This window comes from Pseudomonas viciae (assembly GCF_004786035.1).
Classification (GTDB): Bacteria; Pseudomonadota; Gammaproteobacteria; order Pseudomonadales; family Pseudomonadaceae; genus Aquipseudomonas; species Aquipseudomonas viciae.
In genome coordinates, this window is record NZ_CP035088.1 from 5,736,743 (window position 1) to 5,754,122 (window position 17,380).

General features: G+C 60.0%; 18 protein-coding genes. 4 read left to right on the top strand and 14 right to left on the bottom strand.

Annotated elements, in window-relative coordinates:
* Positions 1–32: 32 nt before the first annotated feature.
* The 5 genes from fkpB to murJ all read right to left on the bottom strand — a co-directional run bounded on the left by fkpB (position 33) and on the right by murJ (position 6,431).
* A complete protein-coding gene (gene fkpB, locus EPZ47_RS25475) occupies positions 33–470 on the bottom strand; it encodes an FKBP-type peptidyl-prolyl cis-trans isomerase (protein WP_116833486.1) in 438 nt (145 codons plus the stop codon).
* Complete coding sequence (gene lspA, locus EPZ47_RS25480) at positions 463–987, bottom strand: signal peptidase II (RefSeq protein WP_135847240.1); 525 nt, start codon at positions 985–987, stop codon at positions 463–465. Before lspA ends, fkpB begins: the two co-directional genes overlap by 8 nt.
* The gene (ileS, locus tag EPZ47_RS25485) at positions 980–3,811 is read right to left on the bottom strand and encodes an isoleucine--tRNA ligase (protein ID WP_135847241.1); all 2,832 of its coding nucleotides are present in this window, start codon (positions 3,809–3,811) and stop codon (positions 980–982) included. The genes lspA and ileS overlap by 8 nt, the downstream gene beginning before the upstream one ends.
* 13 nt (positions 3,812–3,824) lie before the next feature.
* A complete protein-coding gene (gene ribF, locus EPZ47_RS25490) occupies positions 3,825–4,763 on the bottom strand; it encodes a bifunctional riboflavin kinase/FAD synthetase (RefSeq protein ID WP_178084279.1) in 939 nt (312 codons plus the stop codon).
* 129 nt (positions 4,764–4,892) lie between these two features.
* Complete coding sequence (murJ, locus tag EPZ47_RS25495; protein WP_135847243.1) at positions 4,893–6,431, bottom strand: murein biosynthesis integral membrane protein MurJ; 1,539 nt, start codon at positions 6,429–6,431, stop codon at positions 4,893–4,895.
* 254 nt (positions 6,432–6,685) lie between these two features.
* On the opposite strand from murJ, the gene rpsT reads away from it, so the two are divergent.
* A complete protein-coding gene (rpsT, locus tag EPZ47_RS25500; RefSeq protein WP_003185593.1) occupies positions 6,686–6,964 on the top strand; it encodes a 30S ribosomal protein S20 in 279 nt (92 codons plus the stop codon).
* Positions 6,965–7,164: 200 nt separating this feature from the next.
* On the opposite strand, the gene EPZ47_RS25505 is transcribed toward rpsT, so the two are convergent.
* The 6 genes from EPZ47_RS25505 to rplU all read right to left on the bottom strand — a co-directional run bounded on the left by EPZ47_RS25505 (position 7,165) and on the right by rplU (position 13,087).
* Entirely contained in the window at positions 7,165–9,198 is a 2,034-nt protein-coding gene (locus EPZ47_RS25505; protein WP_135847244.1) for a toxin-antitoxin system YwqK family antitoxin, read from the bottom strand.
* 81 nt (positions 9,199–9,279) lie between these two features.
* Complete coding sequence (locus EPZ47_RS25510) at positions 9,280–9,735, bottom strand: CreA family protein (protein ID WP_135847245.1); 456 nt, start codon at positions 9,733–9,735, stop codon at positions 9,280–9,282.
* 9 nt (positions 9,736–9,744) lie between these two features.
* Complete coding sequence (gene proB, locus EPZ47_RS25515; protein WP_135848070.1) at positions 9,745–10,863, bottom strand: glutamate 5-kinase; 1,119 nt, start codon at positions 10,861–10,863, stop codon at positions 9,745–9,747.
* 203 nt (positions 10,864–11,066) lie between these two features.
* Positions 11,067–12,290, bottom strand: a complete 1,224-nt coding sequence (cgtA, locus tag EPZ47_RS25520; RefSeq protein WP_135847246.1) for an Obg family GTPase CgtA — start codon at positions 12,288–12,290, stop codon at positions 11,067–11,069.
* A gap of 190 nt (positions 12,291–12,480) precedes the next feature.
* Positions 12,481–12,738, bottom strand: a complete 258-nt coding sequence (rpmA, locus tag EPZ47_RS25525; RefSeq protein WP_003176049.1) for a 50S ribosomal protein L27 — start codon at positions 12,736–12,738, stop codon at positions 12,481–12,483.
* 34 nt (positions 12,739–12,772) lie between these two features.
* Positions 12,773–13,087 (bottom strand): 50S ribosomal protein L21, encoded by a 315-nt coding sequence (rplU, locus tag EPZ47_RS25530; protein ID WP_003176051.1) that lies wholly within the window; start codon positions 13,085–13,087, stop codon positions 12,773–12,775.
* A gap of 239 nt (positions 13,088–13,326) precedes the next feature.
* On the opposite strand from rplU, the gene EPZ47_RS25535 reads away from it, so the two are divergent.
* The 3 genes from EPZ47_RS25535 to EPZ47_RS25550 all read left to right on the top strand — a co-directional run bounded on the left by EPZ47_RS25535 (position 13,327) and on the right by EPZ47_RS25550 (position 15,294).
* Positions 13,327–14,295, top strand: coding sequence for a polyprenyl synthetase family protein (locus EPZ47_RS25535; protein WP_135847247.1), 969 nt, complete (start codon positions 13,327–13,329; stop codon positions 14,293–14,295).
* A 195-nt stretch (positions 14,296–14,490) separates the two neighbouring features.
* The gene (locus EPZ47_RS25545; protein WP_135847249.1) at positions 14,491–14,832 is read left to right on the top strand and encodes a zinc ribbon domain-containing protein YjdM; all 342 of its coding nucleotides are present in this window, start codon (positions 14,491–14,493) and stop codon (positions 14,830–14,832) included.
* Positions 14,833–15,036: 204 nt separating this feature from the next.
* Positions 15,037–15,294 (top strand): PA4570 family protein, encoded by a 258-nt coding sequence (locus EPZ47_RS25550; RefSeq protein ID WP_116833489.1) that lies wholly within the window; start codon positions 15,037–15,039, stop codon positions 15,292–15,294.
* A gap of 115 nt (positions 15,295–15,409) precedes the next feature.
* Here EPZ47_RS25550 and EPZ47_RS25560 read toward each other — a convergent pair whose 3' ends face one another.
* The 3 genes from EPZ47_RS25560 to EPZ47_RS25570 form a co-directional block, all read right to left on the bottom strand.
* Positions 15,410–16,027 carry a BamJ family beta-barrel-assembly machinery protein gene (locus EPZ47_RS25560; RefSeq protein ID WP_135847250.1) on the bottom strand — a complete coding sequence of 206 codons (618 nt, stop codon included), beginning with the start codon at positions 16,025–16,027 and terminating at the stop codon, positions 15,410–15,412.
* A gap of 204 nt (positions 16,028–16,231) precedes the next feature.
* Positions 16,232–16,720: a TIGR00645 family protein gene (locus EPZ47_RS25565; RefSeq protein ID WP_014340287.1), complete on the bottom strand. Its 489-nt coding sequence runs from the start codon at positions 16,718–16,720 to the stop codon at positions 16,232–16,234.
* Between the two features lie 131 nt (positions 16,721–16,851).
* Positions 16,852–17,193: a PA4575 family protein gene (locus EPZ47_RS25570; protein ID WP_135847251.1), complete on the bottom strand. Its 342-nt coding sequence runs from the start codon at positions 17,191–17,193 to the stop codon at positions 16,852–16,854.
* Positions 17,194–17,380 lie beyond the last annotated feature (187 nt).

Sequence of the window (17,380 nt, forward strand, 5' to 3'; positions counted from 1 at the left end):
GCCCGCTCCCACACTAAACCGCATCCGGTCAGTTACAACGCCTTCACTTCGATGATTTCCACCTCGAAGCTCAAGGTCTTGCCCGCCAGCGGGTGATTGAAGTCCACAGTCACCTGGGCGTCGTCGAAAGCCTTCACCACACCCGGCAGCTCGGTATTGGCTGCATCGTTGAAGATCACCAGCAGGCCCTGGGACAGTTCCATGTCCTGGAACTGGGAGCGTGGCATGGTCTGCACGTTTTGCGGGTTGGGCTGACCAAAGGCATTTTCCGGTGGAACCACTACGGTGCGCTTGTCACCGGCCTTGAAACCGAAAATCGCCGCTTCGAAGCCTGGCAGCAGGTTGCCGTCGCCGACCTTGAATACGGCCGGGGCCTTGTCGAAGGTGCTGTCGACGGTGTCGCCGTTTTCCAGGTGCAGGGCGAAGTGCAGCTTCACTTCAGTGTTTTGAGCGATACGCTGCTCAGTCATGGACGGTTTCTCCGGTTTTCTTGCTCTTGAACATGTCCAGGGCGAGCATCACCGCGCCCACGCTAATAGCACTGTCGGCAAAGTTGAACGCCGGGAAATACCAGCGGTTCTGCCAATGCACCAGGATGAAATCGATCACATGGCCCAGGGCAATCCGGTCGTAAAGATTGCCCAGCGCGCCGCCGAGCACCAACGCCAGCGCCACCGCCAGCCAGGTCTCGTCGCGGCCCAGGCGCTTGAGCCAGACCACCAGCACGCCGCTGACCACAATGGCGATCAGGGCGAACAACCAGCGCTGCCAGCCCGAACTGTCGGCCAGGAAGCTGAACGCTGCGCCGGTGTTGTAGGCCAGGGTCCAGCTGAAGTAGTCAGGAATGACCACGATCTGCTGGTACATGGTCAACGAGCTTTCGAAGTAGAACTTGCTGGCCTGGTCGATGACCAGTACCAGCACGCTCAACCACAACCAGCTCAGCCGTCCGAAACGGCCCGCTGTATTAGGCGCCACATTAGGCATAGTGACGAACCTCACCGCTGCCGCTGATGTTGTCGACGCAACGACCGCAGATTTCCGGATGCTCCGGGTTCACGCCGACGTCTTCGCGGCAGTGCCAGCAACGGGCGCACTTGGTGTGGTTCGACTTGACGATCTTCAGCTTCAGGCCGCTGACCTCAGTGACCACCGCATCGGCCGGTGCCTGCACCAACGGCGCGAGACTGGCGGTGGAGGTGATCAGCACGAAACGCAGCTCGTTGCTCAGCTTGGCCAGATCGGCGCTCAGGGCTTCCTCGGCGTAGAGGGTCACTTCGGCCTGCAGGTTGCCACCGACGGCCTTGGCCGCGCGCTGGATCTCCATTTCCTTGTTGACCGCCACCTTGACCGCCATGATCCGATCCCAGTAGGCACGGTCCAGTTCGAAGCCTTGCGGCAACTCGGTCAGGCCTTCGTACCAGGTGTTGAGCATTACCGATTCGTTGCGCTCGCCCGGCAGGTACTGCCACAGCTCGTCGGCGGTGAACGCCAGGATCGGCGCGATCCAGCGCACCAGCGCTTCGCTGATGTGGAACAGCGCGGTCTGGCACGAACGGCGCGCCTTGCTGTTGGCGCCAGTGGTGTACTGGCGGTCCTTGATGATGTCGAGGTAGAAACCGCCCAATTCCTGCACGCAGAAATTGTGGATCTTGGAGTAGACGTTCCAGAAGCGGTACTCGCCGTAGTGTTCCTGTAACTCGCGTTGCAGCAACAGGGTACGGTCCACGGCCCAACGGTCCAGCGCGAGCATTTCTTCGGCCGGCAGCAGGTCGGTGGCCGGGTTGAAGCCGGTCAGGTTCGACAGCAGGAAGCGCGCGGTGTTACGGATCCGCCGGTAGGCGTCCGCGCTGCGCTGCAGGATCTGGTCGGAAACGGCCATCTCGCCGGAATAGTCGGTGGACGCCACCCACAGACGCATGATGTCGGCGCCCAGGGTGTCGTTGACCTTCTGCGGCGCGATCACGTTGCCCAAGGACTTGGACATCTTGCGGCCGGACTCATCAACCGTGAAACCATGGGTCAGCAGCTCGCGGTACGGCGCGTGGTTGTCGATGGCGCAACCGGTCAGCAACGAGGAGTGGAACCAGCCGCGGTGCTGGTCCGAACCTTCCAGGTACAGGTCGGCACGCGGGCCGCTTTCGTGACCCATCGGGTGCGAGCCGCGCAGAACGTGCCAGTGGGTGGTGCCGGAATCGAACCAGACGTCCAGGGTGTCGCTGATCTTGTCATACAGCGGCGCTTCGTCGCCCAACAGTTCGGCGGCGTCCATCTTGAACCAGGCTTCGATGCCTTCGACTTCGACGCGCTTGGCCACCTCTTCCATCAGCTCGACGGTGCGTGGGTGCAACTCGCCGCTTTCCTTGTTCAGGAAGAACGGGATCGGCACGCCCCAGTTGCGCTGGCGCGAGATGCACCAGTCCGGACGGTTGGCGATCATCGAATGCAGGCGCGCCTGGCCCCAGGACGGAACGAACTGGGTGTCTTCGATGGCTTTGAGCGAACGCTGGCGCAGGGTGTCGCCAGTGGTTGGCTGCTTGTCCATGCCGATGAACCACTGCGCGGTGGCGCGGTAGATCAGCGGGGTCTTGTGGCGCCAGCAGTGCATGTAGCTGTGTTCGATGATGGTGGTGTGCAGCAGCGCGCCGACTTCGGTCAGCTTATCGACGATGGCCGGGTTGGCTTTCCAGATGAACTGGCCGCCAAAGAACTCCAGCGACGGCACGTACACGCCATTGCTCTGCACCGGGTTGAGGATCTCATCGTTGACCATGCCGTATTTCTTGCAGGTCACGAAGTCGTCAACGCCATAGGCCGGCGCGGAGTGAACCACGCCAGTGCCCGCACCCAATTCCACGTAGTCGGCCAGGTACACTGGCGACAGGCGGTCATAGAACGGATGACGGAAATTGATCAGCTCCAGCGCCGAACCTGGCGCGGTGGCCAGCACCGAGCCCTCGAGGTTGTAGCGGGCCAGGCAGGATTCGACCAGCTCTTCGGCCAGCACCAGCAGCCTGTCGCCGACATCGACCAGGGCGTAGTTGAATTCCGGATGGACGTTCAGTGCCTGGTTGGCCGGGATGGTCCACGGGGTGGTGGTCCAGATCACGATCGACGCCGGTTTGCTCAGCTTGCCCAGGCCAAACGCGGCGGCCAGCTTGTCTTCATCGGCGATAGGGAACGCGACGTCGATGGTCGACGACTTCTTGTTTTCGTACTCGACTTCCGCCTCGGCCAGGGCCGAACCGCAATCGAAGCACCAGTTCACCGGCTTGAGGCCCTTGAACACGAAGCCACCCTCGACGATTTTCGCCAGGGCACGGATTTCGCCGGCTTCGTTCGTGAAGTCCATGGTCTTGTACGGGTTGGCGAAGTCGCCCAGCACGCCGAGGCGGATGAATTCGGACTTCTGCCCTTCGATTTGCTCGGTGGCGTAGGCACGGCACAGCTCGCGGGTCTTGTCCGCGCCCAGGTTCTTGCCGTGGGTCACTTCGACCTTGTGCTCGATCGGCAGGCCATGGCAGTCCCAGCCCGGAACATACGGCGCATCAAAACCCGACAGGGTCTTGGAGCGGATGATCATGTCCTTGAGAATCTTGTTCAGCGCGTGACCGATGTGAATGGTGCCGTTGGCGTACGGAGGGCCGTCGTGCAGGACGAACTTCGGACGATCCTTGCCAATTTCGCGCAACTTTCCGTACAGGCCAATGCTGTCCCAACGCTGCAGAATCTGTGGTTCGCGCTGAGGCAGGCCGGCCTTCATAGGGAAGGCGGTGTCCGGAAGGTTTAGCGTGGCTTTATAGTCGGTCATTTAAGGCTCTTCATTAGCGATTGGCGCTGGTTGCGACAAGGGCACGGGCGGCGGCGATATCTGCATGGATCGCCGTCTTGAGCGCCTCCAGAGAGGCAAAACGCTGCTCTTCACGCAGCTTTTGGTGGAAAACCACCGTCAAACGCCGGTCATACAGATCGCCGGCAAAATCCAGAACATGTACTTCGAGGTGGGCCTTGCCATCCCCCTGGACCGTGGGCCGTACGCCGATATTGGCGACACCGGGCCAGGTCTTGCCGTCGATCTCGACACTCACCAGGAACACCCCGGTCAGCGGCACACGACGACGCTTGAGTTGCACGTTGGCGGTCGGCGTGCCCAATTGGCGCGCCAGTTTCTGCCCGTGCAGGATCCGCCCGGCAATCCGGTACGGCCGGCCGAGCAAGCGCTCGGCCAATTCGAAGTCGGCCGCCGCCAGGGCATTGCGGACCTGGGTGCTGCTGACACGCAGGCCATCCATTTCGACAGTCTGCGCCGCTTCGACAGTGAAGCCCTGGGCGATACCGGCCTGTTGCAGGTAATCGAAATCCCCTGAGCGGTCGCAACCGAAACGGAAGTCGTCGCCGACCTCCAGATGTTTCACGTCCAGACCGTCCACCAGGATGGTGTCGACGAACTCGGCCGCGCTGAGCTTGCTCAGGCGCTGATTGAAGGCCAGGCACAGGACCCGGTCGACACCTTCGGCGGCCAGCAATTGCAGTTTGTCCCGCAACCGGGCCAGACGGGCCGGTGCGGTGTCCGGGGCGAAAAACTCCCGCGGCTGCGGTTCGAAGATCACCACGCAACTGGGCACGCCCAATTCCAGCGCACGCTCGCGCAGCCGCGCCAGGATAGCCTGGTGGCCACGGTGAACACCGTCAAAGTTGCCAATAGTGGCGACACAGCCCCGATGCTGGGGGCGCAGATTGTGGAGGCCTCGGACCAGCTGCATAACGCGCTTCTTGCTCATAAAGTGGCCGATTATAACCACACCCGGCGGCCGACGACAGGCAACACCGTCACCCAAAGTGATCGAACCGACAAAACCGCTGCCCGGCCCGGGATTATCGAGGGCCGAGCCTCAGCCCAAGGCCTTGCGATTGAAGTCGCGCAGACGGAAACCCATCAGCAGCAACATACCGAAATACGCCACTACGCCAGCGACGACCAGCACGCCCAGGCGCAGGAAACGCTCGAGCATCTGCCCTTCGCCCCAGGCCGGCATGAAATGCATCGCCCCAAGCAAGACCGCCGACATTACCGCCACGGCGACCAGCAGCTTGAGGCCGAACTTGCCCCAGCCCGGTTGCGGCTGATACATCTTCTGCTTGCGCAGTTGATAAAACAGCAGCCCGGCGTTGAGGCAAGCGCCGGCACTGATCGCCAGGGCCAGGCCGGCGTGCGCCAGCGGACCGATCAGCAACAGGTTGAACAACTGAGTCATCACCAGGGTAAAGATGGCGATTTTCACCGGTGTGCGGATGTTTTGCTGGGCGTAGAAGCCTGGCGCCAGCACCTTGATCACGATGATCCCGAGCAGGCCCACCGAATAGGCAATCAGCGCGCGCTGGGTCATCGAGGCGTCGAACGCATTGAATTGACCGTATTGGAACAGCGAAACCGTCAGCGGCTCGGCCAGGATCCCCAGCGCCAGGGCGCAAGGCAAGACCAGCACGAAACACAGGCGCAGGCCCCAGTCGAGGATGCGCGAGTACTCCTGGCGGTCCTGGCTGGCGTAGGTCTTGGCCAGGGTCGGCAACAGGATCGTGCCCAGGGCCACGCCCAGTACGCCGGACGGCAACTCCATCAGGCGGTCGGCGTAGTACATCCACGACACCGAGCCGGCCACCAGGAACGAGGCGAAAATGGTGTTGATGATCAGGGAAATCTGGCTCACCGACACCCCAAGGATGGCCGGCAACATCTGCTTCATCACCCGCCACACACCACTGTCACGCAGGCTCAGCCGCGGCAGCACCAGCATGCCGATCTTTTTCAGGTGCGGCAGTTGATACAGCAACTGCGCCAGGCCACCCACCAACACCGCCCAGCCGAGAGCCATCACCGGTGGGTCGAAATACGGCGTCAGGAACAGCGCGAATACGATCATGCTGACGTTGAGCAGGGTCGGCACAAAAGCCGGCACGGAAAAACGGTTCCAGGTATTGAGGATCGCGCCGGCCAGGGACGACAGGGAAATCAGCAATATATAAGGAAAGGTCACCCGCAGCAGGTCCGAGGTGAGCTGGAATTTCTCCGGGGTATCGGTAAACCCCGGCGCCGTGGCCCAGATCACCCATGGCGCGGCGAGCATGCCGGCGGCCGTGACCAAGGCCAACACCAGCGTCAGCAGACCGGTGACGTAGGCAATGAACGTGCGGGTCGCCTCGTCGCCCTTCTGGCTTTTATATTCCGCCAGGATCGGTACGAAAGCCTGGGAAAAAGCGCCTTCGGCGAAGATTCGTCGCAATAGATTGGGCAATTTGAAGGCGATGAAGAAGGCGTCGGTGGCCATTCCGGCACCGAATATCCGTGCGATCAGCGTGTCGCGAACGAACCCCAGGACACGGGAAAGCATCGTGATAGAGCTGACGGCAGCCAACGATTTGAGCAGATTCATGAAAAGAGTTTTTGCCTGTCGATAAACAGCAGGCGAACAACGCGCCCACTTATGCGATACTCCGCGCCGCTAAACAGTGCAGAGCCAAAGTCCGCGAGTTTACAGGTCGCACGCCGGAAAGAAATCCTTCGGTGCGCTGCACCTGCCATTCAGCGGAACGCGTCACCCGCCCTTGACAAGACCTCAACTCATCGGCATGATTCGCGGCCTATTTTGTTTGCTATTTCCTAAAAAGTCTTTCGAGGAGCTCGACGGTGGCCAACACACCTTCCGCCAAAAAACGTGCAAAACAGGCTGAGAAGCGTCGCAGCCACAACGCCAGCCTGCGTTCCATGGTCCGTACCTACATCAAAAACGTAGTTAAGGCCATTGACGCAAAAGACGCTGAAAAAGCTCAAGCTGCTTACGTTCTGGCTGTGCCAGTTATCGACCGCATGGCCGATAAAGGCATCATCCACAAGAACAAAGCTGCTCGCCATAAGAGCCGCCTGAATGGCCACGTAAAGGCCCTGAACGTTGCCGCTGCTGCCTAAGCGACGCGCTCGTTAAAAAACCGACCCCAGGGTCGGTTTTTTATTGCCTGGGATTTAACACCTTTCCTTGCGGGAGCGGTGGGTCAGCCGGCATCCATGCTGGATGTGATGACTTCTTCGCGAGCAAGCCCGCCCCCACACTGGATCTTTAGCGGGCACAAGCTTTGTGTTCGGCACAGCCCCTTGCGGGAGCAGCCCCGCTACTCACCAAAATTGAAAACCACTGGCTTGGGCGGAGGGCAACCACCAGGTGGTGGGAAATTCTGTACACCGACCTCATCGTAGCCGGTGTAACACCCCACTATCTTGTCATCCTTGAAATTCATGCGACGCTCAACCACGCCCGTCGGGTAGTAGTAAACCGTCTCACCTTCACGCTTGGCGTATGAGTAATCCTTGTATTCCTTCCCCTCGACCGTTATCAGACGAAAGCCCTGCTTGGCCTCGGAGAACTTTAACTGACCGTCGGGGTAGTACTCCCTGTGAATGACGCGATCATCCGGCTCCAGCAACACCTCACGGACATTACGCCCATCCTGGGTGTGGCGAGCACTTTGCTCGTTTCCGAACAGGTACTCGCTCTCAGAGTCGAAATGGCCGTTGTTGAAAGCCCCTCGCTGCCTGCCGCAGCGCTTGATGCTGGTGTACTTGCCATCAGGCACATGGCAGTAGTTCCTGTCAGCGATCAGCACGCCATTCGCATCAAAGGATTGCAGATTCCCAATGGGCTCACCACCCTCGTAGGTTGCCACCGTGTCGGGCTGGCCATTGGGGTAATAGAGGCGAAACGACCCCTCTTTCGAACCATGCCGCCACGAGATATCCGAAAGCAGCACCGCACCGTCGTCACTGTAGGTCAGGGCACGCCCTTCGATCTGGCCATTGGCATAGTTGGCCGAATAGGTGAGCTTGCCATTCGCTGCGTAGGTTTGTTTCAAGCCATCCAGCACACCCGCGCGGTAATGCTCGACGAGCCGCAAGACACCTGCGGCATCCACTTCGCGCAATTCGCCTTGCTTCTTATCAGCGACGAAATCCACAGCCTGGACACCACCACCCTCTACATTCAATTTCCAACGACCCTCCCGCACACCCCGCACGTAATGCCCCTCACCCCAGGGCATTTTCCACTCCCCGTGCTGCCGGCCCGCCACGAAATCTCCACGCTGGACAACCACCCCCTGACTCACGCGCTCGGAGGGCCCATCAAAATCACCGTGCTTGTAAGTGTCGAAGCCCGACATCTGCTCATCATCGTGCGCCTCGATCGTCCAGCGCCCCTCGTAGAAATCGTCGACGATCATGCCCTTGGAAACCGTACTCCCATCACTGACGACCCACGGCCCCTGGCGCAACCCATCCACATAGGCACCGATGGACTCGTAGCCCGACTCGTCGAATTCAGTCCACTTACCCGACCGCTTACCCTGAACATACGAACCCAGCGCCCAGAGCCGTCCATCACCCAAAGCCGCCCACGGACCATCCTCGGAGCCCTGGTACACCTTTGGATTGGTTTCCCAAGCCATCCGACTGACACGGTAGGCAGAACCCACATCCTCGTCCTGGGGAGGCACGCGCTCATAAGTCAGCGTGAGCCAGCGCCCTTCGCGTTGCTGGAAAGTTTTCTTGTAGGTGTCGCGATGAGGATCCTCTGCCGACTGCCCCACTGAAGCCGGGACACCATCGACACCAAAGTAGCCCACCAGCGTGCCACTCGCGGGCTCCAGTGTGTCGAACTCGGCGATGCCGGTCTTGGGTAACACAGCGCTGTAATCGTAGGGCGGTAACTTGCCCAGCTCTTTCTGAACCAGTGCGGCAGTGAGGGCCTTGTGATCAGTGGCAATACAATCCAATACCGGCTGCAGCGTCTCCAGCCGGCGATACCGACCAGTGGCCGGCACGAAGCGATAACCGTGAAGTGCGGACTGCCCCTTGGCGCGGGACAGCACGATCAACGTCTGCAGATCGCTGTCGAGACTGGCGTAGAACACCGACTCGATGCTCGCATCGCCATACGTGTCGAGCGCTTGCGGGACACCGTCCGGCGAATCGCACAAGCATGAATAGCCGACGACACCCTGCGCCTCGCGGATAAAGGCCAAGGTCGCACCACTCTCCTGGGAGACCTTGATCACCGGATGAGCCAAGGGCTTTGCGTTATAAAACGGTTCCGCCAACGCCTCGACGCAAACCGAACAACCCAGCACAAACAACAGCAAAAACCCACGCATACGAATCCCTTCGCGCCTGAAGCACAACACATTCATAGAGTTTGAAAGAGCGAGCCGATCGGCTCGCCCATTATTCGAGACTTAACGCCACGGCAAGATCGGAATGGCCGTCACCGCATTCTGCGGGCTGCCTTCGATCACGCGGTCGCTATAGACCAGGTACACCAGCGTGTTGCGTTTCTTGTCGAGGAAACGCACTACCTGCATGGTCTTGAACACCAGCGAAGTGCGCTCCCTGAACACCTCTTCGCCGTCCTTGAGTTCACCCTTGAAGCTGATGGGCCCAACCTGGCGACAGGCGATGGACGCCTCGGCGCGGTCCTCGGCCAGACCCAGACCGCCCTTCACGCCGCCGGTCTTGGCTCGCGACAGATAGCAGGTCACACCGTCGACCTTGGGATCATCGAACGCCTCGACCACGATCCGGTCGTTCGGCCCGACAAACTTGAACACCGTCGATACCTGGCCGATTTCTTCGGCCGAAGCCAGCAACGGCAATGCCAGCAGCAAACCGATCAATCCTTTTGCCAAACCCATGATTTTTCCTTAGACGAGGATCAGGTTGTCACGGTGAACCAACTCAGGTTCAGCCATGTAACCCAACAGACCGACAATCGCATCAGACGACTGACCGATGATTTTCTGCGCTTCCAACGCGCTGTAGTTGGCCAGGCCACGGGCGATCTCTCGACCATCCGGCGCCACGCACACCACCATTTCGCCACGACGGAAACTGCCCTGGACCAGCTTCACACCCACCGGCAGCAGGCTTTTGTTGCCCTGGGCCAAGGCCGACACGGCACCAGCATCCAAAACCAAAGTGCCACGGGTTTGCAGGTGGCCGGCCAGCCACTGTTTGCGCGCCGCCAGCATGCCGCGCTCAGGCGAGAGCAAGGTACCAATGCGCTCGCCCGCCTTCAGACGATCCAGCACACGTTCCAAGCGACCGCCGACAATGATGGTGTGAGCCCCGGAGCGCGCCGCAAGACGCGCGGCACGCAGCTTGGTCTGCATACCGCCACGACCCAGCGCACCGCCGGTACCGCCCGCCACCGCATCCAGCGCCGGGTCATCGGCACGGGCTTCGTAGATCAGCTTGGCGTCGGGGTTGTTGCGCGGATCGGCGTCGAACATGCCGTCGCGATCCGTAAGAATCACCAGCAGGTCCGCCTCCACCAGGTTCGCCACCAGCGCGGCCAGGGTGTCGTTATCGCCGAAACGGATTTCGTCGGTGACCACCGTGTCGTTCTCGTTGATCACCGGGATGACTTTGAGCTCAACCAACGCCCGCAAGGTGCTGCGGGCATTGAGGTAACGCTTGCGGTCAGACAGGTCATCATGGGTCAGCAGGATCTGCGCCGTATGACGACCGTGCTCGGCAAAGCTCGACTCCCAAGCCTGCACCAAACCCATCTGGCCGATGGCGGCAGCGGCCTGCAATTCGTGCATCGCGCTGGGTCGCGACGTCCAGCCCAAACGGCTCATACCCGCTGCCACAGCCCCCGAAGAGACCAATACCAGCTCGACGCCAGCCTCATGCAAGGCCACCATCTGCTCGACCCACACCGCCATCGCCTGACGATCCAGGCCCTTGCCATCCGCTGTCAGCAGTGCGCTGCCGATCTTCACGACCCAGCGCTGCGCACCCGTCACCTTGCTCCGCATCATCTTCAACCTTTGCCAGCGAACGGCGCGACCCAGCGCCGCCCATGGGATTATTCGTATTTGCGTTTTACAGATACCAAAACGCCGCTCGAATGAGCGGCGCCTTGGAAACCGGCTGGCTGCGATGATAACACCGCGCCTCGCCGGATGAACTGTCATCGCGGGCAAGCCTTGCTCCCACAGGAGCTCCACTTGCCGCAGAGTCAGTCGCGAACGTAGATGATTTCCGGACCGTCTTCGTCATCCACATCTTCTTCGTCCCAATCGTCGTCACCGATGTCATGGACCGACTTCACGCCGCTGCGACGCAGGGCACGCTGGTCATCCAGCGCCTGCAACTGGGCACGGGCCTCGTCTTCGATACGCTGATCGAGTTCGGCCAGCTCTTCCTTGTAGACCGGGTCATTGGCCAGGCGATCGGCGCGATCTTCCAGGTAACGCATGATGTCGTGGCACAGGCGCTCGGTGCCTTCTTTGGCAATGGCCGAGATCACATAGACCGGACCTTCCCACTCCAGGCGATCGACGATCTCCTTGACCCGCTCCTCGTGCTCTTCTTCGAGGATCTGGTCGCACTTGTTCAGCACCAGCCAACGGTCACGCTCGGCCAGGGCCGGGCTGAACTTGGTCAGCTCGCTGACGATGACTTCAGCAGCATCGGCGGCATCGGTGTCATCCAGCGGCGCCATGTCCACGAGGTGCAGCAACAGGCGAGTACGGGACAAGTGCTTGAGGAAGCGAATCCCCAGGCCGGCACCGTCGGAAGCACCTTCGATCAGCCCCGGGATGTCCGCGACCACGAAGCTCTTCCAGCGATCGACGCTGACCACGCCCAGGTTCGGCACCAGGGTGGTGAACGGGTAATCGGCGACTTTCGGCTTGGCTGCCGACACCGAGCGAATGAAGGTACTTTTACCAGCGTTCGGCAGGCCCAGCAGGCCCACGTCGGCCAACACCTTCATTTCCAGCTTCAAGTCGCGCTGCTCACCCGGCTTGCCTGGGGTGGTCTGGCGCGGCGCACGGTTGGTACTGGATTTGAAACGGGTGTTACCCAGGCCGTGCCAGCCGCCATGAGCGACCAGCAGACGCTGGCCAGCCTTGGTCAGGTCGCCAATGACTTCCTGGGTGGCGGAGTCGATCACCGTGGTGCCGACCGGCACGCGCAGGACCAGGTCTTCACCTTTTTTGCCGGTGCAGTCGGTGCTGCCGCCGTTGGAGCCACGCTCGGCATCGAAGTGCCGGGTGTAACGGTAGTCCACCAAGGTGTTGAGGTTTTCGTCGGCGAGCATGTAGATCGAGCCGCCATCGCCCCCATCACCACCGTTCGGACCACCATTTTCAATAAATTTTTCCCGACGGAAACTCATGCAGCCATTGCCGCCGTCGCCAGCCTTTACTCGAATCGATACTTCATCAACAAACTTCATGACACACGCCTCTCGCCATACGGACGAGCCAAAAAAACAAGACATAAGACTCTTGCAAAAATGAGCGCAGCGACCTGATGACACGCCCCAACCGCAGCGCCGACAGCCCATACAAACAGTTTTGCAAGAGACTCACCCCACAAACGAAAAAGCCCCGTCGCAAGACAGGGCTTTTCCAGCGATCTCGCAATTAAGCTGCGACAACGCTCACGTAACGGCGGTTGAACGCGCCCTTTACTTCAAACTTGATCACGCCTTCGATTTTCGCGAAGAGAGTGTGATCTTTACCCATGCCAACACCGTAACCGGCGTGGAATTGGGTGCCGCGCTGACGCACGATGATGTTGCCCGGAATGATCTTCTGGCCGCCATACATCTTCACGCCAAGGCGTTTGGCTTCTGAGTCGCGACCGTTACGGGTACTACCACCAGCTTTTTTGTGTGCCATGAGTCAATTCTCCTAGTGAGGAATTAGGCTGAAATTAAGCCTGAATACCGGTGATTTTGATCTCGGTGTACCACTGGCGGTGGCCCATACGCTTCATGTGGTGCTTACGACGACGGAACTTGATGATGCGGACTTTATCGTGACGACCTTGGGAGATCACTTCAGCCACAACGGTAGCGCCAGCAACGACTGGAGCGCCGATGTTCACGTCATCGCCATTGGCGACCAACAGAACGCGATCAAAAGTCACGGATTCGCCGGTAGCGATTTCCAGTTTTTCGATCTTCAGGTATTCACCTGGGGCGACCTTGTATTGCTTGCCACCAGTAACAATTACTGCGTACGACATGGTATTTCTCCGATAATCCTGCTCACCCAGCGCTTTATAAGAAGAGGTATTGGCTGGCATGGCTGCATGGGCTGGAAGGCCCGGATGCAATTGCGTAAGGCAGGTGCTGCCCAGGAAGTTCAGGGTGCGCGATTGTACGCAAGGTGCAACAGCCTTGCAAGTAGCCGTCCATCGCGCCTTGACAGGTCTGGGTGGGGGTCCTAGCATGCCGCGCAACCCTTCTGGAGCACCTGTCGCTGATGCAACCCCAAGCTTTCTACCGCGCGGTGGCGGACGATTTTAGCGCCGTCGACGGCATCATCAAGAAGCAGCTGACTTCCCGAGTGCCTCTGGTATCGAAAATCGGCGACTACATCACCTCGGCCGGTGGCAAGCGCCTGCGTCCTCTATTGGTGCTTTTGTGCGGCAAGGCCCTGGGTCGCGAAGGCGACGACATGCGCCTGCTGGCGGCCACCATCGAATTCCTGCACACCGCGACCCTGCTGCATGACGACGTGGTCGACATGTCCGGCATGCGCCGTGGCCGCTCGACCGCCAATGCCATGTGGGGCAATGCCCCCAGCGTTCTGGTGGGCGACTTCCTGTATTCGCGCTCATTCGAAATGATGGTCGAACTGGGCTCGATGCCGGTGATGAAGATCCTGTCCCAGGCCACTCGCATCATCGCCGAAGGCGAAGTGTTGCAACTGTCCAAGGTGCGCGACGCCAGCACCACGGAAGAGACTTACATGGAAGTCATCCGCGGCAAGACCGCGATGCTCTTCGAAGCCTCGACCCACAGCGCCGCCGCCCTGGCAGGCGCCAGCGCCGAACAGAGTGAAGCGTTGCGCACCTTTGGCGATCACCTGGGCGTGGCCTTCCAGTTGGTGGACGACCTGCTCGACTACAAGGGCGACGCCGAGACCCTGGGCAAGAACGTCGGTGACGACCTGGCCGAAGGCAAGCCGACCCTGCCGCTGATCTACACCATGCGCGAAGGTACGCTGGAACAGGCAGCGCTGGTGCGCAAGGCGATCCAGAAAGGCGGGATCGAGGACCTGGAAAGCATTCGTGAAGCGGTTGAAGCGTCCGGCTCGCTGGACTACACCGCGAAACTGGCCCGCGACTACGTCGCCCGCGCAATCAAATGCCTCGATGCACTGCCGGCCAGCGAATACCGCGATGCGTTGGTGGAGTTGAGCGAGTTTGCGGTGGCGCGTACCCACTGATCCTGGCCGATCAGCGAGCTTTTGTGGCGAGGGAGCTTGCTCCCGCTGAGGTGCGAAGCACCTCTTGAAAACGCGGTCGCTGCGCAACCGAGCGGGAGCAAGCTCCCTCGCCACAGATGCTGCGAACACCCATTTCGGCAACAAAACCCTATATAATGTGCGCCCTTTTGTCCTCCTGATACCCAAGGAACCTTAGTGAGCACGTTGCCTCCCTGCCCGAAATGCAATTCCGAATACACTTACGAAGACGGTACCCAACTGGTCTGCCCGGAGTGTGCCCACGAATGGTCTGCCGGCGGCGAAGCCGAAACGGCGTCCGATGACACCGTGAAGAAAGACTCGGTCGGCAACGTCCTGCAGGACGGCGACACCATCACCGTGATCAAGGACCTCAAGGTCAAGGGCACGTCGCTGGTGGTCAAGGTCGGCACCAAGGTCAAGAACATCCGCCTGTGCGATGGCGACCACGACATCGACTGCAAGATCGACGGCATCGGCCCGATGAAACTCAAATCCGAGTTCGTCAGAAAAGTCTGATCCTGCTGTAAACCATCCCGCGCTCGGCGTGGGATGGTGCTTCACCCTCCCCGCTTCAGCCCCGTTTCCCAAGCCCTAGCCAAGCGCCAGCCGTCTTGAGCGGCCACAACCCATCGTCAGAAAAAGAATCGGAACACCAATAGAGACTTGCTATTTAGCGAATAAGAATTATTCTCATCGAACCCCATCAAGGAGATGAGAACCATGACTTATTTGATCGATGCCTGGTTGGACCGCCCACATCCCTACCTCAGGATCCTGCATCGGGAAACCGGGGAAGTCTGCGCGGTGCTTGAAGAAGAAGCCTTGAATGAGCTGCAGGACCAGGGGGATCTGGACCTCAACAGCCTCAATTCCAGCGAACCGTTGGTGCTCAAGGAACTGGTGCGTAATCTGTTTCTGTTCTGCTATGCGCGGGCGTTGCGCCCGACTGGCGATTTCAATGCCAGGTTCCACGGATGAAGCACCAAACCCTGTGGGAGCGAGCTTGCTCGCGATAGCGGTATGACAATCAACTGGGATGTTGAATGCAAGTCCGCCATCGCGAGCAAGCTCGCTCCCACAGGTATTCAGGGTCTTACAGAACGTCCAGCAGCTCGACGTCAAACACCAGTACGCTGTGCGGCGGAATGCTGCCAACGCCTTGGGCGCCGTAAGCCAGTTCGCTCGGCACGTACAGGCGCCACTTGCTGCCGGCATTCATCAGTTGCAAGGCTTCGGTCCAGCCTGGGATCACGCCGCCCACCGGGAATTCGGCTGGCTGGCCACGATCGTAGGAGCTGTCGAACACGGTGCCGTCGATCAGGGTGCCGTGGTAGTGAGTACGCACCTGGTCTTCACGGGTCGGCTTGGCGCCTTCGCCCTGAGTCAGCACTTCAAATTGCAGGCCCGACGCCAGGGTGGTGATGCCTTCGCGCTTGGCGTTTTCAGCCAGGAATGCAAGGCCTTCGCCAGCAGCCGCTTCAGCCTTGGCAGCCGCTTCGGCCTGCATGATTTCGCGGATGACTTTGAAGCTCGCGGACATTTCGTCCTGGCCCACACGGCTCGGCTTGCCGGCGAAGGCGTCGGTCAGACCGGCCAGGATCGCGTCCAGGCTGACGCCCGGTGGCGGGTTGTCGCGCAGTTGGTCGCCCAACTGACGGCCAATGCCGTAGCTGACGCGGGTTTCGTCGGTGGACAGGTTAACTTCGGACATGATGCTGCTCCGCTGTGCGGACGGCTCGGGAAATTGCCGTGGATGACACAGCGCCTCCCGGAGCGCCCGGAACCAAAAGGGCGAGCAGACTAGCACAGATGCCGGGGCGGGTGACGAGCCCCGCATCAAGGGCCGACCGCCAGAAACGACAACGCCCGCCTGCTTCTCGACAGGCGGGCGTTGCGTCAGGGCGATGAAACGACCTCAGTGCTTGGTCAGTTTATCCAGGTAGCCCATGGCAAATGCCGACACTACGAACGTCATGTGGATGATCACGTACCACATCAGGTGCTCGGGATCGACGTTCTTGGCATCCATGAAAATGCGCAAAAGGTGAATGGAGGAAATGGCCACGATCGAGGCCGCGACTTTCATCTTCAGCGATGAAGAGTCCATGGTGCCCAGCCAGTTGAGCTTTTCCTTGTCGTCGGCGATGTCCAGTTGCGAGACGAAGTTCTCGTAGCCGGAAATCATCACCATCACCAGCAGGCCGCCCACCAGCGCCATGTCGATCAGCGACAGCAGCACCAGGATCAGATCGGATTCAGCCATGGAAAACACGTTGGGGATGACGTGAAAGACTTCCTGGAAGAATTTCAGCGCCAGGGCCAGCAAGCCCAGGGACAGCCCAAAGTAGATCGGCGCCAGCAGCCAACGGGAGGCGTACATTGCATTTTCGATAAAGCGTTCCATTGAGTCTCACACCAGGGCTGAAAAATCGCGGCGAGTATATCAGCCACGACCTGCCCCACAAACGCCGGACCGATCCTTGGTCCCAGCCCTTGTTTCAAAACTTTACTGCCCGCGCCCGTCCGCCGATGCCGTCAATGCAGCGGACGAAACTCGAAACCGTCGACACTGCGACACCGTCCTCCATTGATTTCACGCAGTTGGGCTTGCATGTGCAGGCACCAGATTTGTGGATCGTCGGCCAGCTCATAGCCGTGCAATGTCAGGCTCTGAACGATGGTGTCGAGGATGGTTTCAGCGGCGTTCGGGCCAGGAAACGGGCCTTGAGCCTTGATAGCGGAAGGTTGTTCGCCGGCCATTCCGGCGGCGAAGAGCAAGGTCCACATACCGGTATCCCCCGCCAGGGGGCGAATGGCGCATTCGATACGGGTGACAAGGCCCAGGCATTGGCGAGTGAGGCAAAGGTTGCGCGACATGGCGGCGCCCCTCGGTAGATCCGGTATTCAGCCCAGGGAGGGCTGTTTCGATCCGATGATGACTCTCGTTATCCTTGAGCTGAGGATAGAAGAAAAGTTCCGGCCGCAAGGGAAAGCGAGACCAGAAGGCGCCGAATGGTCATAGTGTGAATATTGACGCCAAAGTGGTGGCACTTTTTTTGGATTA